Source organism: Solobacterium moorei (genome assembly GCF_036323475.1).
GTDB classification, from domain to species: domain Bacteria; phylum Bacillota_I; class Bacilli_A; order Erysipelotrichales; family Erysipelotrichaceae; genus Bulleidia; species Bulleidia moorei.
In genome coordinates this window covers 1,850,616-1,876,421 of the sequence record NZ_AP028934.1, presented here as the reverse complement: position 1 = coordinate 1,876,421, position 25,806 = coordinate 1,850,616, and the positions used below count along the sequence as shown (strand labels likewise).

Sequence of the window (25,806 nt, the reverse complement as noted above, 5' to 3'; positions counted from 1 at the left end):
ATTAAGTGCTAAAATACTCCTATACTCACAAGGAGGTATACAACAATGGCAATTATCGTTCCTATCTATAACACGGTATTATTACCAGACACAAATATTTATCTGACCAGTGATAGTTATAAAAATGCGACTGGACAGGAACCTGCTGTAGGTGATCGTATTATCTTTGCGATTGAAAAGAAGGCATTATCTACAGATGAATTTCGTCCTGAAAATTTTTATCCATTAAGTGTATCAGGAACTATTACGGAAGTTAGTAATAGTGGTTTTGTGGTAATCAAGACAGAATCACGTATCAATATTGAAGATATCGTTGTACATAGTGATAAAACCTTAGAAGTTTTATCTATCATCCGTAAACCGATGACAAATGATTTAGATCCAATCGATGAAAAGAAGCGGGTTGAACAACTTAAGAGTGCACTTGTGAAGGCAACTGCGAATTATCAATGGGCATTAGGTGCACGCAACTTCATCTCTCAATTAAAGGGAATGGAGGATATCATCAGTGCCATGGCACAATGGTTAAATATCACGGATGAAGAAAAGTATGCATTACTAGAAGAAAATCTTCGCTCCAATCTTTTAAATAAGATTGAGCAGTATATCTATGAATATACAGAGATGACGGATGTAACTAACGAAGCTTCCGCTGCACAAGAAAATGACAATAAGAAAGCCTATCGTGAGATGGCCATCAAGAAACAAATCGAATATCTTCAAAAGGAACTGGATGACATGCATCCAGAGAATGTTACGGATATTCGTAAGATGGAGATGAAGATCCAATCTTCTGGCATGAATGAAACTGCACGTCGTGAAGCGGATAAGGTTTTAAGCCGTCTAAAACAAGAAGGCAGTAACTCTCCAGAGTATGGTAATCTTTACAACTATCTAGATTTTTTAACAAGTATCAGTTGGAAGAAAGAACGCACAAAGAAGATTGACTTTCAAGCTGCGGAAAAGATTTTGGATGAAGACCACTATGGTCTAAAGAAAGTGAAAGAGCGTATCTTACAACAGATTGCGGTAATGGATCTTAATAAGCGTCAATTGGGTTCGATTCTCTTATTTGTCGGTGCTCCAGGTACGGGTAAGACAAGTATTGGTCGCTCCATCGCAAATGCGCTCAAACGTAAATATGTACGTGTTGCGCTGGGTGGAGTACGTGATGAAGCAGATATTCGTGGTCATCGTCGTACCTATATCGGTGCAATGCCAGGAAGAATTATGGATGGTATTCAGAAAGCTGGCACATCAAATCCGGTAATGGTACTCGATGAAATTGATAAGTTGAGTATGTCTTACAATGGTGATCCTGCAAGTGCACTTTTAGAAGTGCTTGATCCTGAACAAAACAATACCTTTACGGATCATTACATGAATGTTCCATATGATCTTTCTGATGTACTCTTTATCTGTACGGCAAATACATTGGATTCTATCCCTGAACCTTTACTGAACCGTATGGAAGTAATTGACTTTCAAGGTTACACAGCAAGTGAAAAGTTCCAGATTGCCCAACGACATTTAATTCCTAAAGCAGTTGAGAAAATGGGCATTCCAAGTGAACAGTTAGAGTTTAGTGAAGATGCGGTACGTTCTATTATTGTGGACTATACGATGGAGGGTGGTGTACGTGGACTCAAAAAGAGAATTGATTCCGTATGCCGTGCTATCGCCGTGAAACTTGCAAGAGGTCATCAAGAAAAGATTGTGATTCAAGCAAGTGATTTACCAACACTGCTAGATATGAAACCACTTCACCATGAAAAACTCACAGTTCAAAAGAATCCTGGTATCGTAACTAGTCTTGCATGGACTGCAAGTGGTGGTGAAATTCTCTTTATCGAAACCCTACTAACAAAGGGCAGTGGACAGTTAATTGTGACTGGACAGCTTGGGGATGTGATGAAGGAATCTGTACGCATTGCATTATCTCTTGTGAAATCGAAATTCCCAGAAGCAGATAAGATTCTAAAGACACATGATGTTCATATCCATGTTCCACAAGGTGCTGTTAAAAAAGATGGACCTTCTGCAGGTATCACTTTAACAACTGCTTTAGCTTCATTGATTACCAAGAAGAAGGTTTCCCCATTAATTGCGATGACAGGGGAAGTATCCTTACGTGGTGGTGTGATGCCAATTGGTGGTTTGCCTGAAAAGTTGATGGCAGCTGCTAGGGCTGGTGTAAAGACGGTTTACATTCCAAAAGAGAATGAAGATGACTTAAAGGATATCGCACCAGAAGTGAAAGAGAAGTTAACAATTATTCCAGTTGAACAGGTGGATGAAGTCTTGAAGGCAGTTGGTATTCTGGCAAAAACAACAAGAAAACCAAAGCAGAAACAAGCATAATCACTTTGTGGTTTGTTACAAAAGTCGGTGAATTGTACCGACTTTTTTCTGTTTGCGTGAAACATTTGTGAATTGCTTTGCGTAGAAAGAAATGAATATTTATAATGCATGTAGCTTAAAAAGCAGGAGGTCGCGATGAAGTATAGAATTGTATCAGATTCATCTTCAAACGTTTTTCACATTGAAGATATTGACTATAGAACGGTTCCTCTAAAAGTTATTATGAATGAGGGAGAGTTCTTTGATGATGAACGCACGAATGTTGAGCGTTTCTTATCCGTACTCAAACATACGAAGGGAAAAACATCCACTTCATGTCCAAATGCCTATGAGTGGGCAAGTTCATTTGATGGTGCCGATACGATTTTTGCGGTAACAGTTACGGGCGGATTATCCGGATGTTATTCGGTAGCGATGCAGGGTAGATCACTCTTCTTGGAGGAACATCCAGAAGCCAATATCTACGTCATTGACTCATTATCTGTAGGACCAGAAATTCTATTAATTATTGAAAAGTTAAAGGAATTAATTGCACGGGGATTAAGCTTTAGTGAAATCTGTGATGCGATTAATGAGTATAAGAAACATACACACTTATTGTTTAATATCGCAAACTTAGACAATTTAGCTCGTAATGGTCGTGTGAGTCCAGCAATTGCGAAGTTATCTGGTTTATTGGGTATTCGTTGTGTTGGTAAGGCATCTGACCAAGGTACACTTGAAATTTTACATAAGTGTCGTGGTGAAAAGAAGGCCACAAGTAAAATCGTAGAAGAGATGATTGCACACCGCTATAACGGAAAGAAAGTTCATATTGCACACTGCAATAATGAATCGATGGCAAATGATATTAAGAATTTAATTCTACAATCTTTCCCAGAGGCTAAGGTTGATATTATTCCATGTACCATTGTGTGTGCCTACTATGTATCTGATCAAGGTCTGATTGTAGGATTTGAAGATAGTGATTGTTAAAAAGAAAGGCTATATTAGCAAATTGGTGAGATGTAGCAATTCAATAAATGAATACATCTTCTGATTTCATATCTACAATACGGAAGAAGTCAGTTATCTGATGCATTCTTTTCTTGATGGATAGAAGGATCTCCTGAACATCACATCCACTGTATTCTCTAACAAGAACAAATAGTGCTGCATATCTGTTCAGATATTTACTGGCAACACCTCCATACTTCTTGTACCACTTTTTTATCAGTGAATGAAGCGCATTTACGTTATTCAAATGATCAATGGATGTATAACATGTATGATCTTTCATGATTCTCTTTTCACAGTGCTTCTCTTCTAAAAGACAACTATATGCTGCTTTGCCATCAAGCCACGCCATACTGTGCTCCCCAATATTGTCTGCAAGCTTCATTATGTCTCTACTGGTTGGAGTAGCAGTATTCGTAGCTTTTAAAACAGCAGTGCCGTTTCTCTGCACTGCTGTTGGTAAACATATTTGTTCGTTAGATAATCCACGCTTTGAAGCTGAGCCACCACGTTTTCTAGGTTCAACACCTGCTATCTTTTCGCCTTTATGAGAATTGAGAAGATACTTTTCATCTAACTCAATCTCTCCGGATACTACTGTAGTATTCAGAAGTTCTTCAAACATGTGAAGTAGTTTCATTCTCATACGCCATACAGTATATGTACTGATATCCAGCGTAGCTGCTGTTTTTTCTATAGGAACCTGTGCAAATGTATCTGTGATTAACAGATCCCATTTAGATTCATCCTGATGTGAATAATGTGTAAGCTGGCCATAATCAATAGTAAAGCGTTTATGACAGCTACTGCATTGAAGCATTGGTTTACCACTATTTGCCTTTCCGCCTTTTGTAAAACGAGAATTAACAGAGCCACATTTAGGACACACTTTAATACAGTAGTTTCTGGATTCTTTCTTTGCATTTACCAGGTCAATCAGCTCTCTGTCGATTTTATCTTTAGCAAATTGATCTAAGGAATTGTAATGTTCAATAATTTCTAAGTCTTTCATAATAGTCTCCTTGAGTTCACTATTATGATAATGAGTCACAACTCATTTACTGTACACGTATATGTACAGTAAATGAACTTATTCACCGTTTTGCTAATATAGCCAAAAGAAAAGCCGTAATCTTAGCTGATTGCAGCATTTTATTACTTCTTCTTATATAATTCTGGGAATAAGAATTCCAACATGATAGGGAAAATACTTTCCCAAGATTCTTCACTATGTGTACCATTTACTACAAGATTTGGATAAGTAACGCAACCACCTTGGGTAAAGAGATGATTGATATTTAATAACATATCTAACTCTCTTACAAGGCCTTTCTTTGTGCGTTCTTCATCTGATCCAAAATCTAGATAAACACGAGTTTCTTTAAATTTCTTCTTTTGAATGTGATTACATAACACATGATAGTTGAAGATGTTGGCAGGGGATACACAACCTGCTTTTGAGAAATAATCGTTATATTCACTGATCATAAACTCAGACATAATTCCACCCATGGAAGAACCAGCGATACCTACGTGCTTACGATCTGTATGAATTCGATAACGTTTTTGACAATATGGTAAGAGTGTTTCGATAAACCACTTACCAGTAATCTGCCCGCAGGATTGAATTTGAATTCCTGCGAAAGTCTTTTCTGCGGTAAATGGGCAGTATTCATCCAAGCGCTCATCACCGATGTGATTACAATCTTGACCGATGACGACGATATCTAACTTCTGTTTGTCTAAGTACTTTTTGATACCCCAACATTTACCATAGGTAGCTGTTTTATTGTAGAAGAGGTTATGTCCATCAAACATGTATAAAACAGGATACTTCTTTTTACTTGTAGCGTAACTATCTGGTAGATATACCCAGACTTTGCGAGGACTTTGGTGTAAAGGTTCGATTGGTAGTGCGAATTTTTCTATTTTTCCCATAGTGATTTACCCATCCATTTGATTTTACTCTCTGTACCGTTTTGGATACGCTCGATATTTGCACGGTGACGATATACCACAAACAACCATAATACTAAGATTGAAAGTGTAATTGATGGTGGATTTCCAATGAAAAAACTGATGAGAATACCAGAACCCAAACCAATCATGCTGGATAAGGAAACCATACGACAAAGATAGAGACTTACCAAAAATACGAGCAGTGGTAAGAAAAATTGTAAGAAGTATTGGTGATTGATAAATGTAGCGATACCTAGGAAGAAACCGAAGGAAGTCGCAACTGCCTTACCACCCTTAAACTGTGCGAATATAGGGAAACAATGACCAATACAACAAGCAAGTCCAGCATAGATCATGGCATCCTTTGCAATGTAGCTAGCTAGTAGCATTGAAAAGAACGCTTTGAGTGCATCTAGGATAATGACAGTGATACCGACTTTCTTACCTAATACACGACCTGCATTAGTGCCACCAAGGTTGCCTGAACCTTCTGTACGGATATCCTTGTGGAAGAATACTTTTCCAATGACTAGTGACCATGGAATAGATCCAAATAAATAACTTAATATAATAACGCTAATGAAATTTAGCATAGAATAAATCCCCCTGTTGATATATTACCACATCAGTATTTTAGAGATAAAATTAAATTGATTTAAAACCACTTGGTTGTGACAAAATTAAGTAAAATGAACGTGTAGTTTGTCGTTAGACAAGGATATTAAAGTGGCCTAATTATGATATAATACATAGGTTATTAGGAGTTTTTGCATGGCGAATAGATATGATGATAACAGTATACAAATTTTAGAAGGTTTAGAGGCAGTCAGAAAGCGTCCTGGCATGTATATCGGCTCTACTGATACGAGAGGATTACACCACCTGATTTGGGAAATCGTTGATAATTCCATCGATGAAGCGTTAAACGGTTATGGTAAGAAAATCCAAATCACTTTAGAGGCAGATGGTAGTGTCACAGTTCAGGATGAAGGTCGTGGTATGCCTATCGGTCAACATGCCAGCGGTGTGAATACATTACAGGTTATTTTTACTGTGCTCCACGCTGGTGGTAAGTTCTCTAGTGAAGGTGGTTATAAGACAGCGGGTGGTTTACATGGTGTAGGTGCATCTGTCGTAAATGCATTAAGTGAATGGCTGACCGTAGAGGTTGCACATGATGGTGAACTCGTCCGTATGGAATTTGCGGATGGTGGTAAGAAGATTGGTAAATTAGAACATTTAGGCAAAACCAATCGTACCGGTTCTACTGTACGTTTTAAACCGGATCCACGTATCTTCTCTACAACCGAGTACAAGTATGATGTTGTGTGTGAAAGAGCACGTGAAGAAGCCTTCTTATTAAGTGGAATTGCGATGGTCGTTAGCGATAAGCGCAATAAGAAAAATGAAACCGAAACATATCTATACGAAGATGGATTAACAGCCTTTCTAGGATACTTACATGAAGATCGCAATGTCTTAATGAACCCTGTGAAGTTTAGTGGAGAAGCTAGTGGTATCCAAGTGGAAGCTGCTTTCCAATACACTGACGATTATCAAGAGAATACTTACAGTTTCGTTAACCTTGTTCGCACAGGTGATGGTGGTACGCACGAAGCTGGTTTTAAGGGTGCTTTTACAAAGGCAATCAATGACTATGCAAGAAAATATGGTCTATTAAAGGCGAAGGATAAAAATCTTGAAGGAGGAGACGTACGTGAGGGTCTTACAACGATTCTTTCCGTATCTGTCCCTGAAGGATTATTACAGTTTGAAGGACAGACAAAGAGTAAGCTTGGAACTCCACAAGCCAAGACGGCAGTAGAAGCAGTTGTCTCTGAAAAGTTGTCTTTCTGGTTAGAAGAGAATCGAAATCAATCTGATACATTAGTACGTAAGATGCTGAAGGCATCCCTTGCGCGTATCGCTGCTCGTAAGGCAAGAGATGAAATCCGTAAAGGAAAGCGTGTTGGTAAGGGTGAAAAGGTACTATCTGGTAAGCTAGCACCTGCACAGACAAAGGATGCTCGTGTGAAAGAATTATTCTTGGTCGAGGGTGATTCTGCCGGAGGTTCCGCAAAGCAAGGTAGAGATTCTCATTATCAGGCAATCTTGCCACTACGTGGTAAGGTATTAAATACTGAGAAATGTACACTTTCAGATATTGAAAAGAATGAAGAGTTAAATACACTCATTTATACATTAGGTGCAGGTGTAGGTCCTGATTTTGACTACAAGGAATCTAATTATGGCAAAGTCATCATCATGACCGATGCCGACGACGATGGATCTCATATTCAGATTCTGTTATTAACATTCTTCTATCGTTATATGCGTCCACTTTTAGAGCAGGGAATGATATATATCGCCTTACCTCCACTTTATAAAGTGACGAAGGGTAAGACGACAGAATATGTTTATAGCGATCAAGAACTTGATGCTTTACGTCGTAAACTTGGTAAAGTGGAAATTCAACGCTATAAGGGTTTAGGTGAAATGAACGCTACCCAATTATGGGAGACAACGATGGACCCATCCCAACGTACACTGATCAAAGTAGGTATCAGGGATGGTGTAAAGGCAGAACGTCGTGTAACTGTACTCATGGGAGATAAAGCAGAATTACGTCGTAAGTGGATTGAAGATAACGTTTCATTTACTTTAGAAGATACATTTAACTTGGAGGGCTAATGGTTAAGAAGAAGACAATCGTTGACAATACAAAATATAGACCAGAGCTACTCGAAGATATTATGGGAGCTGGCTTTGGTAGATATGCCAAATACATTATTCAAGAGCGTGCATTACCAGATGCGCGTGATGGTTTAAAGCCAGTACAGCGTAGAATTTTATATGCGATGTACCATGATGGAAATACATGGGACCATGCATACCGTAAGTCTGCCAAGACAGTCGGCCTTGTTATCGGTAACTATCATCCACATGGTGATACTTCTGTATACGATGCGATGGTACGTATGTCCCAAGACTGGAAGGTGCGTTTACCACTGATTGATATGCACGGTAATAATGGTTCTATTGATGATGACCCAGCAGCTGCGATGCGTTATACCGAAGCTAGACTTGCAAAGGTTACGCAAGTCATGGAAGAAGACTTGGATAAGAACACCGTTGAAATGGCACCAAACTTTGACGATACAGAACATGAGCCAACGGTACTTCCAGTACCATTCCCTGTAATGTTAGTCAATGGTGCAACAGGTATTGCGGCAGGTTACGCGACTAACATGCCACCACATAACTTAAATGAAGTGGTGGATGCGACAATCTATCGTATTCAAAATCCAGAGAGTGCTTTGACAGACGTGATGGATATTTTAACTGGTCCAGACTTTCCAACCGGCGGTATCGTACAGGGTGAAGCAGGTATCCGTGATGCCTTTACAACGGGTAAGGGTAGAATCGTTGTGCGCTCTAAGTGTGAAATTCACGAGGAGAAATCTTGCCAACAAATCATTATCACAGAAATTCCTTATGAAGTTGTCAAAGGACAACTTGTAAAGAAGATGGATGAAATTCGTGTATCCAAAGATATCGATGGTATCTTAGATGTACGTGATGAATCTGACCGTGAAGGTCTACGTATTGTTGTGGATGTTCGTAAGGATATCGACGCCAATATGATTCTGAATTATTTCTACAAGAATACAGACCTACAGGTCTACTATAACTACAATAATGTCGCAATCATTGATAAGCGTCCTGTACAGGTTGGCTTACTTGGATTATTGGATGCGTTTATTGCATTCCGTAAGGAAGTAGTATTACGTCGTTCACGCTATGAGTTAGATAAGATGGAAGCACGTTGTCATATCATCGAAGGCTTGATGAAGGCTGTTTCAATCTTAGATGAAGTGATTCGTATTATTCGTGCTTCTCAAGACAAAGGGGATGCGAAGCGTAACCTGATGAATGAATTTGGTTTTGATGAGCCACAGTCTGAAGCAATCGTTTCCTTACGTCTATATCGTTTATCCAATACAGATATCATTACACTACGTGAAGAGTTTGCGGAACTTGTCAATCAGATTGAAGAGACAAAGGCAATCATTGAAAATGAAAATGTATTGCATTCCGTGATTATCAAAGAATTACGGAATGTGAAGAAAGAGTATGGTCAAGAACGCCGCACACGTATTGAAGCTGAAGTTGAGGAAATCAACTATGATAAGACAGCGATGATTGCTAATGAACGTGTTGTGGTAACAGTCAGCCGGGATGGTTATCTCAAGCGAGTATCCATGCGTAGCTATAACGCAGTCGGTGACCAAGAGACATCCATCAAAGATGGCGATGTACTGATTGGCACAACAGAGTGTGATACACTCGATACATTATTATTGTTTACATCCAAAGGTAATTACGCATCTATTCCAGTTTGGCAAATTGATGAAGGTAAATGGAAGGATGTTGGAATGCACTTAAATAAAGTTGTGCGTATCGATGGTGAAGATAAGATTAAGAATGCAATTCTCATCAAGAGCTTTGATACGTATGCATGGATTGTGACAGTAAGTTCTGCTGGTCAAATCAAGAAGACTCCAGTCAATAACTGGCAAGTAGAGCGCAACAATAAAGTTATGACTGCGATGAATCTGAGTAAGGATGCAGAGATGATTCATGCTTTTATCGCTTATAGGAATCAACAAATTTTGATGGTAAGTAAAGATGGCTATTCCTATCGCTTTGCGATTGAAGATATTCCAGCCACAGGTGTAAAGTCCAAGGGCGTTAAGGCAATGAACCTTGGTAAGGGAGATAAACTTGCTTGGGGTTGTGTGATGAATGCAGAAGATCCAGCTGTACTCTATATGACAAATGTCGGACAGATGAAGCGTATCCATACCGAAGAAATTGTCTTTGGTAATCGACCGATGAAGGGCAATCTTATCTGTAAACGTCTTAAGACAAATCCAAGCATTGTAACGCTTGCCAAGGCAGTTAGTGCAGGGGAAGAGCTAATCTTTAAGGATCCTGAAAGACAAGTATTACGTGCCTCTGAAGTGCCACTCAAACCACGTGAAAGTGGATTTGGATCACCGCTCGTCCTCAAGGATGGATGGGATTTATACCGCGGTATTGATGAATGTCGTATTATTGATATACCGAAAGACGCAGATAACGAAGTACATGAAGATGTAGAACGTTTGAGTCTATTTGACGAGAAGGAAGGCTAATCATGACAGTATGTAAAGGTTGCGGTGCAGTATTACAAACAACTGATTCAAAAGCGATTGGTTATAGTCCAAAAGCAGACGCAGAATATTGTCAAAGATGTTTCCGTTTGATTCACTATGATGATTTAACAATCTCTATGAAGACAGGTATCAATCCAGATACAGTCATTGACCGTATCGCAAAGATGGATGCGCTAATTCTTTGGGTAATTGATCTCTATGATTTTGAGGCAGGAATCATCAACGGTATTAACCGCAAGCTTGCCGATAAAGATATCGTAATGATTGCGACCAAGAGAGACTTATTACCTGCATCTTGTGGAGAAGAGAAGATTGCACACTTTGTCTTTGGACGACTTAAAGATTTGGGTATTCGTATAGAACGACTCATTCTTGCGTCCAAAGAGGAGAAGATGGGTGTCGAAGAAATCAAAAAATGCGTTGACGAACTCACAAATGGTAGACAAATCGTTGTAATGGGAAAAGCCAATTCTGGCAAGAGTACTTTAATCAATAACTTGATGTCTACACGGGTTCTTACTGCATCCAGATATCCTGGCACAACCCTCGATTTCAACGAATTAGAAATTGATGGCCACATATATATCGATACACCAGGTATTGAAATCGGGAATAGTATGTTAATGGAAGTCAGTGAAGCAGATCTAAAGACAATCATGCCGAGCAAGAATATTAAACCACAGGTGTTCCAATTACGCGGCGAGCAAAGCTTCTTTGTAGGAGGTCTTGCACGTCTTGATTTATCTGGTTGTAATCATGCAAGCTGTGTGTGGTATTTGAGTGATCGTCTTAAAGTTCATCGTACCAATGGTAACTACGCAGATGAAAAGTGGAACACGCATGTAGGAACATTATTTGTGCCAACTGCCATTGAAGCAGAGATGAAGAAATATACAATCCGCAAGGACATGCCTAAGGTAGACGTCGTCATTGATGGACTAGGATGGGCATGTGTGAGTGGAGAGGTCAGTACAATTATAGTACATGTACCAAAGAGTGTCAGTGTGACATTCAGAAAGGCAATGTTATGAGTTTAACAACAAAACAAAGAGCGTATTTAAGAGGACTTGCACAAACAGAACGAGCAATCTTTCAGATTGGCAAGGACGGCTTAAGCGATAACCTAGTAGAAACTGTAAACAACGGCTTACGTACAAGAGAGTTAATCAAGATTTCAGTATTGAAAACAGTCACTAAAGACCTTAAGGAACTAGCGTTCGATTTAAGCATGCATACAAAGTCTGAACTTGTACAAGTCATCGGAAGACAAATCGTCCTCTATAAGAAGGCAAAGGACCCAAAAATCGTTTTACCATGATCGTATATACAGCACCCTTTGATCCAATTACAGATGATGAATTACAACAGTTAAAAAACTATCATAAACAAACAGGGAAGCAGATTTTTCTAGCGGTTGTTGGTGATGGTATTCTAAGCTATGATAGGCGCAATAAGTTATGCATGCGTGCATGTAAACCATACCGCTATCTTCATGTCGTAGACATCAAACAGGATGATACATGTATCGCACTTCAACCAGAAACAGAAGCTGAAGTGCGAAAAGGATATTTTTACTTAAGTGCAAAAGGAGTACGTAAGATACTTCTAGATAATGGTTACTACTTTGAAGAAGTGACGAAAGCACAGTGTAATCCTAACCGTGCAGCGCATTCTGCTCGCGTTGGGCATACTGCATTGAAACTTGCAAAAATTCATCATCTGGATGAACAACTCGCATATCAAATGGGTTTATTACATGATGTTACAAAGAAGATGAGTGATGAAGAAGGATATCAACTTCTATCACATTTTAGACCTGCAATATTAAAATTCGATTCTGCAATATGGCATAGTTATACGGCAGTCATCTGGTTAAAACAGAATCTGTGCTGTTTTAACAAGAAAATCTTACAAGCAATCGAACACCATACCCTTGGGGATGGTAAGAGTGCGTATGATCATATCTTGTACATTGCGGATAAGATTGAGCCAGGCCGTCACTATGATGTGACCATGCATACAAAGATCGCAGAGAGAAATCTCAAGCAAGGTGCAGAGTATGTCCTTACAGATGCGAAAAGATATATACTTGAAAAGGAGGGGAAACATGTCTGAATTACTAAATTTAGTACGTCATACATTAGAGGAGAAATTGGCAGAGAATATCGTTACAATCGATATCCGCAATGTCAATGCATATACAGACTATTATGTCATCTGTACCGCAAATAATCCTAGACACGCAAATTCACTTGTGGAATTTGTTGAAAAAGAAGTAACGAAGAATGGCTTTGATGTACGTCTTCGTGAAGGTGAAAGGGAATCAACTTGGGTATTAATTGATATGAATGAAGTGGTTGTACATATCTTTACAGAGGATGCTAGAAATACATATCGCTTAGAGGCTTTATGGGCTGACCAACCACAAGAAACACTGTAACAAATATGAAGATGTTTTCATAACATCTTCTTTTCAAACGAAAGGTGGTAAACCAATATGATTAAGACGATTCTATGGGATATCGATGGTACGATATTAGATTTCCATAGTAGCGCAGAAAACTCATTGAAAAATACATTTAAAAAGTTTGGCTATGGTGGAATCACAGATGAACTTTTACACATGTATGAAGGAATCAATGATGTCTACTGGCGTAAACTAGAAAAGGGGGAAATCACAAAAGAGAAACTACTCGTAGAACGTTTTGTAGAATTCTTTCGTAAGATTGGTATTGAAAATGCCCGTGCAAAAGAATTCAATCAAGCATATTTAAATGGATTATTAGATACAATCGTCTTTATGCCTGAGGCATATGAAACAGTGAAGAAACTACACCTAAAGTATAAACAATACATCGTAACCAACGGTGTAAAACAGCTACAACATAAAAAGATTTCCAAGGCAAAGATTGAAGAATTCTTTGATGATATCTTTATCTCTGATGAAATTGGATATGAAAAACCACAGATTGAATTCTTCAATCATGTGTTCGATCGAATTGAACTACAAAACCGTGATGAAGTAATTATCATCGGGGATTCTTTGACCAGTGATATTGCAGGTGGGATTCGTGCAGGGATTCATACCTGCTGGTATCATCCTAGCAACGAAGAAAATCATAGTGACATTAAACCAGAGTGTACAGTCACATCTCATCTTGCATTCCAAGAATTATTAAAACAGTTATAAGGGAGTAAACATATGAAGTGGTATGAACAAAAATATGTAAATCATCGAGATTGGATACTCGATCAAATGGGCTTGCTTGGCATGGATAGTGCAGAGTTAGTCATTGTTTTACTCATTGATTTTATGAATCAAAATCATATCGAAATCACAATGGATGCGCTTAAAGAAAAAACTGGAATACAAGAAGAGGAATTAAACCGTGTGATATCCGCACTCTGTGCGAAGAAGTATTTAAGCATCAAAGCTTCTGCAAGAGCAGTTGTCTTTGACTTATCAGGACTCTTTGAAACGGATGTCGCAAGAGTTGAAAATATCCTAGATCGTTCATTAATTGATACTTTTGAGACAGAATTCGGTAGAACTTTAAGCCAAAATGAAATGCAGAAAATTAGTGATTGGAATAAGGTGACAGATAAACGTTTGATTATTGCGGCACTACGTGAAGCCAGTGCTTACCAACATTTAAACCTAGGCTATATCGAAAAGATTTTATCTGATTGGAAACAGAAGAAGATTACTGCGGATTCTGTAGGATTGGAGAAGAAATAATGGAGCGTTTATCAGTACCATTTATTCTGGAATATCTACAGAAATTACATCCAAACGCACATTGTGAATTAACGCATCGTAATCCCTATGAATTATCTGTTGCGGTAATCCTTTCTGCACAGACAACAGACGTATCCGTCAATCGCGTGACACCTGCGTTATTTAAGGCTTATCCATCTCCATATGACTTAGCCAAAGCACCAACCAAAGATATTGAAAAGTATATCGCATCCTTAGGGTTATATCGTAATAAGGCAAAACAAATTGTTGGGTTTGCGCAAGGTGTTGTAGAGCAGTTTCATGGCGAAGTGCCACATACGATGGAGGAGTTAACGACTCTACCGGGTATTGGTAGAAAGTGTGCTAATGTCATTATGGCTGAATGTTTCAACATTCCAAGTATTGCAGTGGACACACACGTTGCAAGGATTTCGAGAAGGCTTGGTCTTTGTTATCAGAAGGATGATGTTGAAAAGATTGAACGTAAACTGATGCGGAAAATTCCACGTGATTGTTGGATCAAAACCCATCATCAGATGATATTCTTTGGTCGTTATCTCTGCCATGCACGTAATCCAGAATGTTATCGTTGTCCATTCGTGAATGGATGTCATGAAAAACAAAAGAATTTAATACCACCTAAAACAAAATGACCTTAAATTTCTATTTTAAAAGGAGGACCATACATGATGAAACCATACGTTATATCAACTTGTTCACCAGCTGATTTAAATAAAAAATATTTTGAAGAAAGAAATATTCCATATTTATGTTTTGAATATGAACTAGCAGATACAACCTATACAGATGACCTATTTGAATCTGTATCCGCAAGCAACTTTTATCAGGCAATGGTAGATGGTGCAATGACACGTACTTCACAGATGAAACAGATTGGTTATGAAGAATTTTTTGAGAGTATCTTACAAGAAGGAAACGACTTATTGCACTTTACATTATCTTCTGGAATCTCTGGTACCTATAACTCTGCACGCATGGCGGCGGAAGTAATGCGCGAAAAATATCCGGAACGCAAAATTTATGTTGTGGATTCTAAGAATGCTTCTTCTGGCTTTGGACTACTTGTTGAAAGGGCGAAGGAACTACAGGAATCTGGCATGGATATTGATACACTTCATGAGTGGATTGAAGCACACAAGTTAGAATGTCATGCATGGTTTTTCTCAGGCGATTTAACTTTCTTTATCCGTGGTGGAAGAATCTCAAAGACTGCAGGAACTATTGGCAGTATGTTGCGAATCTGTCCTTTAATGCAGGTGGATTCAGAAGGAAAACTCGTTGTACGCCAGAAAGTTCACGGCAAGCGTAAAGTGATTCGTGCCATGGTAGAAAAAATGGAAGAATACGCTGAGAATGGGTATGACTATAATTGGAAAATATTTATCTCTCATAGTAATTGTTTAGAGGACGCTGATGCGGTAAAAGCGTTAGTTGAAGAGAAGTTTCCAAATACAAAAGGGAAGATTACAATCTTCAATATCGGACCAGTTATTGGTGCACATACAGGACCTGGAACAGTTACATTATTCTTCTGGGGTAAAAATCGTGCAGAGATTGAAAAAAACGCATAATACATATTTTGATAATAAGGAAACCTATCATTTTTAGTGATAAAACTTTGTATTTAGACAATCGTGATGGGTTGTATCATAAAACCCAAAGTGTTACGATAATATGGCTTATGAGGGATAACTCATAACAGGGAGGGAAAATGAAAAAGTTAACAGCATTATTAGCTAGTGCAACAATGGCTTTGTCACTTGTAGGATGCTCAACAGCTAAGACATACACTGGTGAAGCATATGGACATGACAAGGAAAATCCAGTTAAAGTTACTTTAACAATCAAGGACAAGACAATCACGAAGGTAGAAGTTGATGCGTCTCATGAAACAGCAGGTATTGGTTCAAAGGCTGCTGATGCATTACCTGAACAGATCGTGTCTGCAAACTCTTTAGATGTTGATGGTGTATCAGGGGCTACACAGACATCTAAGGCTATTATTGAAGCAGCTACAGCAGCTTTGAAACAAGCAGGACTTGAGCCATCAGACTTAGTAAGTAAGAATACAAGCACGACAAAGGCAAAGGATATTGAAGAAACAGTAGATGTTGTAATTGTTGGTGCAGGTGGAGCTGGTATGACAGCTGCCATTACTGCAACAGATGCAGGAAAGAAGGTTATCGTAGTAGAAAGTCAACCAATCGCAGGTGGTAACTCTGTACGTTCAACAGGTGGTATGAATGCCGCTAAGACTCCATATCAAGATAAGAATGAGTTCGCTGAATCTGCAGGTGTTGAAAAGACATTAAAGACAGCAGCAGAAAAGTTCGCAGATAACGCAACAATCACAGCTTTAGTAGCTACTGTTAAGGCTCAATGGGATGCATATCAAGCAAATCCACAGGGATATTTCGATTCTGTTGAATTAATGGAATTAGATACAATGATTGGTGGTAAGGGTAAGAACAACCCAGAACTCGTTAAGGCTCTTGCGGAAAATTCTGCAGACGCTATCGAGTGGTTAGCATCTATTGGTGCTGAAGTTAAGAACGTTGGCGCATTCGGTGGTGCATCTGTTAAGAGAATTCACCGTCCAGTAAACGCTGATGGCAAGGTAACTGCTGTTGGTGCATACATTGTTCCTATTTTAGAAAAGAATTTACAGGATCGTAACGTTCAGTTCTTATTTGATACAACAGCGAACGAAATCATCATGAAGGATGGTAAGGCAGTTGGTATTAAGGGTACAGGTAAGGATGGTCATAAGGTGACAATCAATGCGAAGTCAGTTGTTATCGCAACTGGTGGATTTGGCGCGAACGCTGAAATGGTCGAAAAGTACAAGCCAGAATTAAAGGGCTTTGCGACAACAAATGCAGAAGGTGCACAGGGTCAAGGTATCGATATGGCTACAGCAGCAGGTGCTGCAACAGTGGATATGGATCAGATCCAGATTCATCCAACAGTACATATTGAAGAAGATGGCAATGCACACTTAATCACAGAAGGTCTTCGTGGAGACGGCGCTATCTTAGTTAACGCTGAAGGTAAGAGATTCTACGATGAAGTTTCTACACGTGATAAGGTATCTGCTGCAATCATCGCACAGCCAGAAAAGAGTGCTTGGTTAGTTGTTGACCAGTCAATGGTTGATAAGTCAGCAGTTATTGCAGGTTATATCAAGTCTGGTTACACAGTAACAGGTGCTACATATGAAGAACTCGCAAAGGCTATGGGTGTTGATGAAGCTACATTCACAAGCACAATGAATACTTGGAACCAAGCAGTAGAAACTAAGAGTGACACAGAATTTGGTCGTACAAGCTTCGCAAATCCATTGGTTACAGCTCCATACTATGCGATTAAGATTACACCAGCTGTTCACCATACAATGGGTGGTATTGTAATCAATCCTAAGGCAGAAGTATTAAACGAAAAGGGAGAAGCTATCTCTGGATTATACGCTGCTGGTGAAGTAACTGGTGGTGTTCATGGTGCTAACCGTTTAGGTGGTAATGCAGTAGCTGACTTTGTAGTATTCGGTAGAATTTCTGGACAAAGCGCAGCAGACAACGCTAAATAATCACATTTACATAAAGGATATCAATGAGGTATCCTTTTTGCATACACTGGAGAACATATGAAACTAAAAGATGTATTACGTCAGTACGACGAACAATCATTATATTTTTACGCTAGAGATCTAGGAATTCGAGCTGCGAAAGAAATCGCAATCGAAGAGCTGTATGAAAAGATGGCCGAAATCATTCTTTCGAATCAGCATATCGAAAATCGGCTTTCTATACTGGATGATGAGACGTATCGAGTATTCATGCAGGTACTTTCAGATGAAGAAATTAGGGAAGAAGATAATCTGCATTTAGAGCGCTTATTGGATTATGATTTGATCGCATTTGAAGGAGATGAACTCTTTGTCGTAGAGGAGGTAAAAGAAATCTTTTCACGTTGTGAAAAAGATCTATCTTTTCAACAACAGCGTTTGCAGAAGGTGTGGTTATTACAGTGCCAACAGGTATTGACACACTATTGGGGAGAGTGTTCAATTGAACAGTTCAAAAAGTTACTCTTATTAAAGGATTGCTTTGTGGAAGATGCTGATATCCAAACTCTTCTACAACAGCTTCCAGTAGGAGAGGTGCAGATTACAATAAAGGAGAACCAAGTTTATTGGCGCTCACTTCCAAATTCCACCATGTTGAAGGAATATCGCGAGTCTCAAAAACGCTTTGACTACTATCTTCCTACGGTAGAAGAAATAAAGATGTTGTTTGAATATGACTATGATATCCAACAAGAAGGCATACAACGATTGAAAACAATATTAGAATTAACGGATTTAAAGGAAGAGGAAGTTGACAAACTTCTTCATGAAATATGGAATGATCTTTCCTATGGCTTAGACTATGAAGGAATCTATGCTCGTTGTTTGGAAAATACAGGATTATCATCGACAGAATTACCTATAACTTTATTTGAAAACATCGATCAAAATTGTCGTAAGTTTATCTATCGAGGACATAGTTATCTAGAAACAATCAATTGAGCAATTGGGCAAATGAATAACGAGGAATATTGATTGGTGTTATAATCCCATGTAATTTGAGGGAAAGAAGAATTATATGTTATTGCGTACAACAATCGGTATATTAATACCATTTATCGGCACATCTTTGGGTGCCGCAATGGTATTTGTCTTAAAAGATAAGATGAGTGAGAAACTACAGAAGGGATTAACTGGATTTGCGGCGGGTGTCATGGTAGCCGCATCGTTTTGGAGTTTATTAGTTCCTGCCTTAGAACAATCTTCTTCACTTGGAAAGCTGTCCTTTATTCCTGCAGCTATAGGCTTTTTGGTGGGTGTAGGTTTCTTGTTATTTTTAGATGAAGTAACACCACATATGCATTTGGATAATACTGAAGAAGGTCCAAAAGAGAATCGTCTATCACGTTCTATGAAGTTGATTCTTGCGATAACACTACATAATATTCCAGAAGGAATGGCAGTCGGTGTTGTCTATGCAGGTTGGTTAAATGGGAATAGTTCCATTACATACTTTGGTGCACTTGCCTTAGCACTTGGTATTGCAATCCAAAACTTTCCTGAAGGTGCAATTGTGTCTATGCCACTTAGAGCAGAGGGGATACCAAAGTGGAAAACCTTTGTATATGGAGTATTATCTGGTTTAGTAGAACCAATTGGTTCTATCATCACCATCTTATTTGCGACACAGGTCGTACCACTACTTCCATACTTCTTGAGCTTTGCGGCAGGTGCGATGATGTACGTCGTTGTGGAAGAGTTGATTCCTGAAATGTCAGAAGGAAAACACACAAACATTGGAACAGTGTTATTCTCGTTAGGCTTTGTGACAATGATGATTTTAGATGTAGCACTTGGATAAAATGAAAACGATTCTTCATACTGAAGTGATGAAGAATCGCTTTTTATATTTTTCTCTTTGTTAGAGTGTTTGTTTGGGTTAATTATGCAGAAACTTCTGCATAAGATTCATAGCGGTACTCGTTAATAATATTGATTGTACCGGATTCAGCTTCACGTACTAGTTCAGCTTGTCTGCTGGCATCTGCGTATTCAATGACTGTACTACCGTTGCTGATAGCTGTGTATTCAATTCTATAGTTCAATATGAAAAACCTCCTTTTCTTACTAGGATAAATGAAATGTATTATTACAACTTCCTTATCTTGAAAAGATTATAGGGCACAAGAAAATATTTTGCAAATAGAATGCATAGAAAAAGTCTTCCTCAATTATTTTTAAAAGTTCCTCTTTGCACTATTTTCTTAGTGAAAGTTCCCTTTTATGATAATGGCACAAGGGATATGTGCCAGGAAAGTGGAGAAAAGGAGGAATATTTTATGACTAGCACATACAAACAGCTTTCTTTTGACGAACGACTCATTATTCAAAATCTGTTGTCTGATCCTAACATCACGCTCAAGATGATTGCCCTTACTCTTAACAGGAGTCCCAAGGCCATTCGCTATGAGATAACACACCATCTTAGAATTGTCGTCCGTGCCAATACTCATAATAAGTGTGGTAGACAAAATCAATGTAATCGCACAAGGTTATGTACTCACTGTCTACAAGGTCGTTGTAAGTTCTGTAAACATGATAACTGCAATGATCTATGTTCCGATTTCATCTCTTCACCAATATGCAAACATACATCTCGTTTCCCCTATGTCTGCAACAATTGCCCAGATGCCAAAACCTGCAAGTTGCCAAAGGTATTCTATATGGCCGATGTTGCCCAAAAACAGAGGGATGACAATGTCAGTAGTTGGAAGGAAGGACCAAAGAAATCAGAAGCACAAATGAAGATGATTGTCGATGCCTTTGAGAAAGGCGTCAAACAGAACCTTTCACCAGACATCATCATACACAACAATCAGTTGGACATATCAGTATCTACCGCATATCGTTATATTCATTTTCGTCATATGGGCACCATCATCAATGTAGACCTCAAGCGTCAGGTCAAATATAAAACACGCTCTTCCAGCAAACATGTCGTGATACCAATCAACTATGATTGGCTTGAAGGCAGAAGATATGAAGACTATCTCGAACGTATCGAGAATGAAGATGTTTCCATCAATATATGGCAAATGGATACAATACTCGGCAAGCAAGGCGATGAAGAGAAATGTGTCCTTTCACTCCTGCATACAAGATCGAATCTACAGTTATATTTTCTGTTAAAGGAAAAAAGCATGTTGGCTGTCCAGCGTGCATTCGAAATCATCAAGGATGTACTGGGACCTGAACTATTTTCTATGACCTTTCCAATCATTCTTACTGACAATGGCTCTGAGTTCCACGATCCTCTAAGTCTAGAGACCGATGCATATACAGGAGAAAAACTAATATCCATCTACTACTGCAAGGCCGGAAGAAGTGATCAGAAAGGTAAATGTGAGAAGAACCATGAACACTTTAGAGAATGTGTTCCAAAGGGAAAGAGTATGAATGCATTGACCCAGAAGGACATCAACTATGTGTCTGACATGGTAAACAATTATCCTCGTAGATCCTTAAACTACAATTCACCTATCGATATCGCCGCTCTATCACTAAACAAAAAGGTGTTAAGTCTTAACAAGTTGACTCACCTCAACATCAAACAAGTTAAGCTTACACCTATCATCCACTAGCCGATTTGGCACATATCCCTAACCTACAAAAAGGAACTTTCGATGAGAAAAAATTTAAACCATCATTGAAAGCCGAGCTTTCGTATGCCCAAATCGCCTGTCTATACATATTCAATATCACAAAATATCTTATAAGTACACTATTACAGTAAAATGTTTCTTCTCTTTAGCCCTAAAAATGGGGAACTTTCGTTGAAAAGGAACTTTCGTTGAAAATTGAGCAGAAAAAGTCTTCCGAAGAAGACTTTTAGAAGTAAATGTAGACTGTAACAGTAGAGCCTTTCTTAACTTTTTTGCCGATAACGCTATTACCATTACTATCACATACATCTTGTACCCTACCACTCATGGATGCGATTGTATCTCCGACAGCACGGTTGATTGTGATACCATTTGCGTTACCCCATTCAACGTATTGGCGAGGGTCACTGTAATTTGGTACGGTGACTTTTGCTTCTGGAGTACGGAAGCTTACGCAGACTTCGTTAGAAGCGACTGTATCATTCTTTTCGTATCCATAGTAACCACATACCTGTGTATCTGTATCAGGCTGTAGACCATCGATGACTTTCGATAACTTATCACCTGTGTAGTTGATTGTTGCGACTACAGCACTATTCTGTACGATACGTGCCTTGTACGTGATTGGACCAGTAATCCATGAGATATCGAAGGTCTTATCATCGTGACTTTCTTCAACGAGTTTCGCTGGGTCAGGATATGGTGTCCAAGCAAAGCTTACAGTATCGTTATTCTCATCATAGGATGCTGTAAAGGAAGCTAGATTTTGTGGAGTAGTAATAAGGTTTGTATATGTACCAAGTTTTGCGTACTCTGTCTTTACAAGACCAGTAGAAACATAATCAGATGGAATTGTATCATCAGGTGCGACATATGGATATAGACCTTTAATGTGTGTAATCTTACTAATACCTTCAGGCATTGCAAGTTCACCAGGTGTACCATAGATACCTTCCAGTGTATCCAGAACATTACTGATAATGACACCAGGAATATTCATATTCAACTTCCATCTTGAGAAGTATGTATCTGCACCAGCGATGGCCTTTTCATAACCAGACCATACCGCAATTGTGAATTTTGTTGTTTGACCAACCATCCACTCATCCTTAGCAGCACCAACTGGAATGCCATACTCAAGACCGGCATCACCCCAGTCGGTTGTACCTGTCTTACCATATACTGGATAACCTTTACGGATTGCATACATGTAGTTACCCCAGTCTTGCTCAACTGCGTTGCGCATCAAGTAAGAGGCGAGGTAAGCAGCTTGTGGTGATAGAACAGACGTTCCTGTTGTTGGAGCGACATAGGGTTCCTTCTGACCGTTACGGTAGAAGATTGTGTTGATTGTATGAGGCTTGATATAGTTACCACCATTTATGAGCACACCTGTAGCAGCTGCGAGTTCTTGTGCAGATACACGCATATTACCACCACCAATAGCGAAACTAATGTCAAATAACTCTGGTTTAAACTGACTAAGTCCTAGAGAAGTTAAGTAGTTTGTGACACGCTGTGCACCTGATTTATCGATAACAGCTTGTAATGTGTTAATTGCGACAGTATTTAGGGAAAGACCAACAGCCTTAGATAAATCTACAACACCCCATTTTGTATTGTCGAAGTTATTGAATGTCCAGTTACCATACGTAACAGGCTTATCAAGAACAGTATGGGAAGTTGCCCAGCCTAGATCTTCAAACGCTAATGCGTAATCGAGTACTGGTTTGATTGTGGAACCTGGTTGGTTGAACTGTTCGGTAGCGTGATCCAATAACATCGATCCTCCGCTTGCCCAGTTTCTACCACCCATGATACCAACGACTTCACCTGTTTGGTTGTTGATAACGATAGAGCCTAATTCATATAAGTCATCAGGGAAATCGATACCACCTGTACCAGCCTGAATACTTTCAAGCTGTGCTTGTACAGTAGGGTTCATGTTTGTATGGATTTCCATTGAAACGTTCATTGGATCAAGGCCAGTCACTTCACGAGCCTCCTTGAGTGCCGCATCAATATATGCCTGATAAGTATAATCAGTATTGATTGTTGATTTTGCATCAATCAATAAGTCTTCAACTTTGATGGATTTCGCAAGGTCACATTCTTCTTGGGTAATGTAGCCGTGGTAAAGCATCATATCCAATACGGTATTACGACGAGCAGTTGCTTTATCGAGGTAGTTATGTGGGTCAAATGTATATGGTGAGTTAATAACACCTGCTAGCAGTGCGCATTCTGCAAGATTTAGCTCCCAAACATTCTTACCAAAGTATTGTAAGGATGCTTTCTGTACACCACGGATATTACCAACACCACCGAAGTTCATCTTATTTAGATACATTGTAAAGATTTCTTCTTTGGAGGAATTCTTTTCAAGTTCCATCGCTAAAGCAATCTGCTGTACCTTATATTGGATGTTCTTCGTTTTAGAAGTTCCTGCTTGATCGTCTTCGAAGTAAGTTAACTTAACCAACTGCATCGTAAATGTAGAACCACCTTGCATGTAACCGCGCAGGACAGTTTCAATAATGGACTTCGTAAAACGTGGGATATCGAATCCGTTATGACTAAAGTAACGTGAGTCTTCAATAGATAAGAAGGCATCGACCATCGCTTCAGGGATCTGATTATAAACAACGTTTTCACGCAATGTCTGTCCAACGTCCGCAATCTTTGTGCCATTTGCATCTAATACAATTGTGGATTGGAAGTTTGTAAAGTCATCCAACTTAAACTGTGGAGTTCCTTTTAAGAGTGTACTAATTGCGATAGCTCCAACGGCAGCTCCAACGAATTCAAAGCCAACGATGATAGCCATAAATAACGTTAGAATTCTAAACCCATGTATCTTACGCTTTACGCCAGGTTTTTTAGTTTGTTTATTTGTCATTGTTTCCTCCTAAGTTGAAGTATAACTGATCGATAATCTTTAAATAATCAATCGGGGTTACATATGTATTGGGAATCATATACCCGGTATCTTGAAACCATTGATACGGAATGGAATGACGATTGCTTTCTTTTATGAAGCGAATCATATCCTCTGCCTTTACATAATAGGTTTCGTCAAACACTGTCCATTTTACAATTAAAAAAGCAATTGCACCATGGTTGATTACATTTTGTAAATGCTGAACTTGGTGGGGATGTAATGATTTTAAAGGGAAGGAGGTATGCGAAGCACATTCCTTGGCCTCGAAATCAACGTATTTTCCACGATAGATGCCATTGTAGTCAGTTGTAGAAGGAAGTTTAAAATAGGCTTCCGTAATTTTAGCAGCACTGCGTGCTGGATAATCTACTTTTACTATCGTAACTGGTGTTGGTTTCTTATGGATGACCGCTTTATCTATACTGAGATAAAACATATTTGTTACGTTAATATCCTTTTCAAGTGCCATACCTCTACCACCGGCAGAAGTAGGTTCTGATGTATATGCTTTTTTCTTTCCATTTGGATAATTGACCATACAAAAATTCCCGTTTATATTATACAGATGTTCACATAAATAAGGAAGTTTTATTGCTTTTAGGATAGTGAAATGAGATAATGAATAAGCATTCATAGGAGGGTAGTTATGGCTGGTAAATTAAATCTAGATCCGCAGAAAATTGTTGATAAAGAGCTTGATATCGATTTTAAGGGATATAATCCTGATCAGGTTGACCATCTATTAGATGAAATTATTCAAGACTATCAGACATATGAAAATATGATTGCAGATTTGACAAAGAAGGCTGAAGAGTTGGAACGTACAAACGCATCACTACGTGCAAAGCTTATCGAAGTTGAAGGTAAGATCAAGGCACAAGAAGACCTAGATCCAATCTCACAAGGTGCTTCTAATGTTGATATTCTGAAACGTCTGAGCCGTCTTGAAAGACAAGTATTCTCAAACAATAACGAATAAGAAAATGGTATACGTACATGAGGCAGTCGCTGGCACCTATGGTGTTAGAGGAAAGTCCATGCTCGCACCATCTGCGATGATGGTAGTGTTTGTGCCGGCCCAATTAATAAGACCGGGTATCGAAAGATAACGGCGGAGCGAGAGCCTAAAACTTCGGTCATGGTTTAAGCCCTTAAGGTGTCACAGTGACGTAGCCGATAGGGAAACCTATCGGGTGGAACGAGATAAACCCCGCAAGCGAGAAACTCAAATTTGGTAGAGGAACTGCAGAAGGCGAACTGAAGCGTGATGCAGGTGTGAAAGCACAGATAAATGGCTGCCCCTGGAAACAGGACAGAACATGGCTTACAATTGTACGCATTTA

General features: G+C 39.0%; 23 protein-coding genes and 1 other RNA gene. 18 read left to right on the top strand and 6 right to left on the bottom strand.

Annotation, left to right across the window (positions count from 1 at the left end):
- Positions 1–45 precede the first annotated feature (45 nt).
- Together lon and RGT18_RS09385 are read left to right on the top strand one after the other, a co-directional pair.
- Positions 46–2,361 carry an endopeptidase La gene (gene lon, locus RGT18_RS09390; RefSeq protein ID WP_028078317.1) on the top strand — a complete coding sequence of 772 codons (2,316 nt, stop codon included), beginning with the start codon at positions 46–48 and terminating at the stop codon, positions 2,359–2,361.
- Positions 2,362–2,496: 135 nt separating this feature from the next.
- Positions 2,497–3,336 carry a DegV family protein gene (locus RGT18_RS09385; RefSeq protein ID WP_028078318.1) on the top strand — a complete coding sequence of 280 codons (840 nt, stop codon included), beginning with the start codon at positions 2,497–2,499 and terminating at the stop codon, positions 3,334–3,336.
- A 40-nt stretch (positions 3,337–3,376) separates the two neighbouring features.
- On the opposite strand, the gene RGT18_RS09380 is transcribed toward RGT18_RS09385, so the two are convergent.
- The 3 genes from RGT18_RS09380 to plsY form a co-directional block, all read right to left on the bottom strand.
- Positions 3,377–4,369: an IS1595 family transposase gene (locus tag RGT18_RS09380; RefSeq protein ID WP_338175963.1), complete on the bottom strand. Its 993-nt coding sequence runs from the start codon at positions 4,367–4,369 to the stop codon at positions 3,377–3,379.
- 143 nt (positions 4,370–4,512) lie between these two features.
- The gene (locus tag RGT18_RS09375) at positions 4,513–5,295 is read right to left on the bottom strand and encodes an alpha/beta hydrolase (protein WP_037403951.1); all 783 of its coding nucleotides are present in this window, start codon (positions 5,293–5,295) and stop codon (positions 4,513–4,515) included.
- On the bottom strand, positions 5,283–5,909 hold the full coding sequence (gene plsY / locus RGT18_RS09370) for a glycerol-3-phosphate 1-O-acyltransferase PlsY (RefSeq protein ID WP_028078230.1): 627 nt from the start codon (positions 5,907–5,909) through the stop codon (positions 5,283–5,285). The genes RGT18_RS09375 and plsY overlap by 13 nt, the downstream gene beginning before the upstream one ends.
- 178 nt (positions 5,910–6,087) lie before the next feature.
- Between plsY and parE the strand changes: the two genes are divergently transcribed.
- From parE to RGT18_RS09305, 13 genes are all read left to right on the top strand, one after another.
- A complete protein-coding gene (gene parE, locus RGT18_RS09365; protein WP_028078231.1) occupies positions 6,088–8,007 on the top strand; it encodes a DNA topoisomerase IV subunit B in 1,920 nt (639 codons plus the stop codon).
- Positions 8,007–10,514, top strand: coding sequence for a DNA topoisomerase IV subunit A (gene parC, locus RGT18_RS09360; RefSeq protein WP_051240997.1), 2,508 nt, complete (start codon positions 8,007–8,009; stop codon positions 10,512–10,514). Before parE ends, parC begins: the two co-directional genes overlap by 1 nt.
- A gap of 2 nt (positions 10,515–10,516) precedes the next feature.
- Complete coding sequence (gene yqeH / locus RGT18_RS09355; RefSeq protein ID WP_028078233.1) at positions 10,517–11,566, top strand: ribosome biogenesis GTPase YqeH; 1,050 nt, start codon at positions 10,517–10,519, stop codon at positions 11,564–11,566.
- Positions 11,563–11,853 carry a ribosome assembly RNA-binding protein YhbY gene (yhbY, locus tag RGT18_RS09350; protein ID WP_028078234.1) on the top strand — a complete coding sequence of 97 codons (291 nt, stop codon included), beginning with the start codon at positions 11,563–11,565 and terminating at the stop codon, positions 11,851–11,853. Before yqeH ends, yhbY begins: the two co-directional genes overlap by 4 nt.
- A complete protein-coding gene (gene yqeK / locus RGT18_RS09345; protein ID WP_028078235.1) occupies positions 11,850–12,650 on the top strand; it encodes a bis(5'-nucleosyl)-tetraphosphatase (symmetrical) YqeK in 801 nt (266 codons plus the stop codon). The genes yhbY and yqeK overlap by 4 nt, the downstream gene beginning before the upstream one ends.
- Positions 12,643–12,975: a ribosome silencing factor gene (rsfS, locus tag RGT18_RS09340; protein WP_028078236.1), complete on the top strand. Its 333-nt coding sequence runs from the start codon at positions 12,643–12,645 to the stop codon at positions 12,973–12,975. Before yqeK ends, rsfS begins: the two co-directional genes overlap by 8 nt.
- A 57-nt stretch (positions 12,976–13,032) precedes the next feature.
- Positions 13,033–13,725 carry a YjjG family noncanonical pyrimidine nucleotidase gene (locus tag RGT18_RS09335; RefSeq protein ID WP_028078237.1) on the top strand — a complete coding sequence of 231 codons (693 nt, stop codon included), beginning with the start codon at positions 13,033–13,035 and terminating at the stop codon, positions 13,723–13,725.
- 12 nt (positions 13,726–13,737) lie between these two features.
- Complete coding sequence (locus RGT18_RS09330; RefSeq protein ID WP_028078238.1) at positions 13,738–14,274, top strand: DnaD domain-containing protein; 537 nt, start codon at positions 13,738–13,740, stop codon at positions 14,272–14,274.
- Positions 14,274–14,927 carry an endonuclease III gene (nth, locus tag RGT18_RS09325; RefSeq protein ID WP_028078239.1) on the top strand — a complete coding sequence of 218 codons (654 nt, stop codon included), beginning with the start codon at positions 14,274–14,276 and terminating at the stop codon, positions 14,925–14,927. The genes RGT18_RS09330 and nth overlap by 1 nt, the downstream gene beginning before the upstream one ends.
- Positions 14,928–14,960: 33 nt before the next feature.
- Positions 14,961–15,866 (top strand): DegV family protein, encoded by a 906-nt coding sequence (locus RGT18_RS09320; RefSeq protein ID WP_211220303.1) that lies wholly within the window; start codon positions 14,961–14,963, stop codon positions 15,864–15,866.
- 140 nt (positions 15,867–16,006) lie between these two features.
- Positions 16,007–17,881: a flavocytochrome c gene (locus RGT18_RS09315; RefSeq protein ID WP_028078241.1), complete on the top strand. Its 1,875-nt coding sequence runs from the start codon at positions 16,007–16,009 to the stop codon at positions 17,879–17,881.
- A gap of 57 nt (positions 17,882–17,938) precedes the next feature.
- Positions 17,939–18,862, top strand: coding sequence for a hypothetical protein (locus tag RGT18_RS09310; protein ID WP_028078242.1), 924 nt, complete (start codon positions 17,939–17,941; stop codon positions 18,860–18,862).
- Positions 18,863–18,938: 76 nt separating this feature from the next.
- Entirely contained in the window at positions 18,939–19,721 is a 783-nt protein-coding gene (locus tag RGT18_RS09305) for a ZIP family metal transporter (RefSeq protein WP_211220304.1), read from the top strand.
- A gap of 82 nt (positions 19,722–19,803) precedes the next feature.
- On the opposite strand, the gene RGT18_RS09300 is transcribed toward RGT18_RS09305, so the two are convergent.
- A complete protein-coding gene (locus RGT18_RS09300; protein ID WP_006526170.1) occupies positions 19,804–19,965 on the bottom strand; it encodes a hypothetical protein in 162 nt (53 codons plus the stop codon).
- A gap of 234 nt (positions 19,966–20,199) precedes the next feature.
- Here RGT18_RS09300 and RGT18_RS09295 point away from each other — a divergent pair, with 234 nt between their 5' ends.
- Positions 20,200–21,501 carry an IS30 family transposase gene (locus RGT18_RS09295; protein ID WP_338175422.1) on the top strand — a complete coding sequence of 434 codons (1,302 nt, stop codon included), beginning with the start codon at positions 20,200–20,202 and terminating at the stop codon, positions 21,499–21,501.
- Between the two features lie 247 nt (positions 21,502–21,748).
- Here the strand turns inward: RGT18_RS09295 and RGT18_RS09290 are convergent, their stop codons facing one another.
- Positions 21,749–24,421 carry a transglycosylase domain-containing protein gene (locus RGT18_RS09290; RefSeq protein WP_028078851.1) on the bottom strand — a complete coding sequence of 891 codons (2,673 nt, stop codon included), beginning with the start codon at positions 24,419–24,421 and terminating at the stop codon, positions 21,749–21,751.
- Entirely contained in the window at positions 24,411–25,001 is a 591-nt protein-coding gene (recU, locus tag RGT18_RS09285) for a Holliday junction resolvase RecU (RefSeq protein WP_028078852.1), read from the bottom strand. The genes RGT18_RS09290 and recU overlap by 11 nt, the downstream gene beginning before the upstream one ends.
- Before the next feature lie 108 nt (positions 25,002–25,109).
- Here recU and RGT18_RS09280 point away from each other — a divergent pair, with 108 nt between their 5' ends.
- Positions 25,110–25,442 (top strand): DivIVA domain-containing protein, encoded by a 333-nt coding sequence (locus tag RGT18_RS09280; RefSeq protein ID WP_006526167.1) that lies wholly within the window; start codon positions 25,110–25,112, stop codon positions 25,440–25,442.
- Between the two features lie 14 nt (positions 25,443–25,456).
- Positions 25,457–25,795: RNase P RNA component class B (gene rnpB, locus RGT18_RS09275), an RNA gene on the top strand.
- Positions 25,796–25,806: the final 11 nt, after the last annotated feature.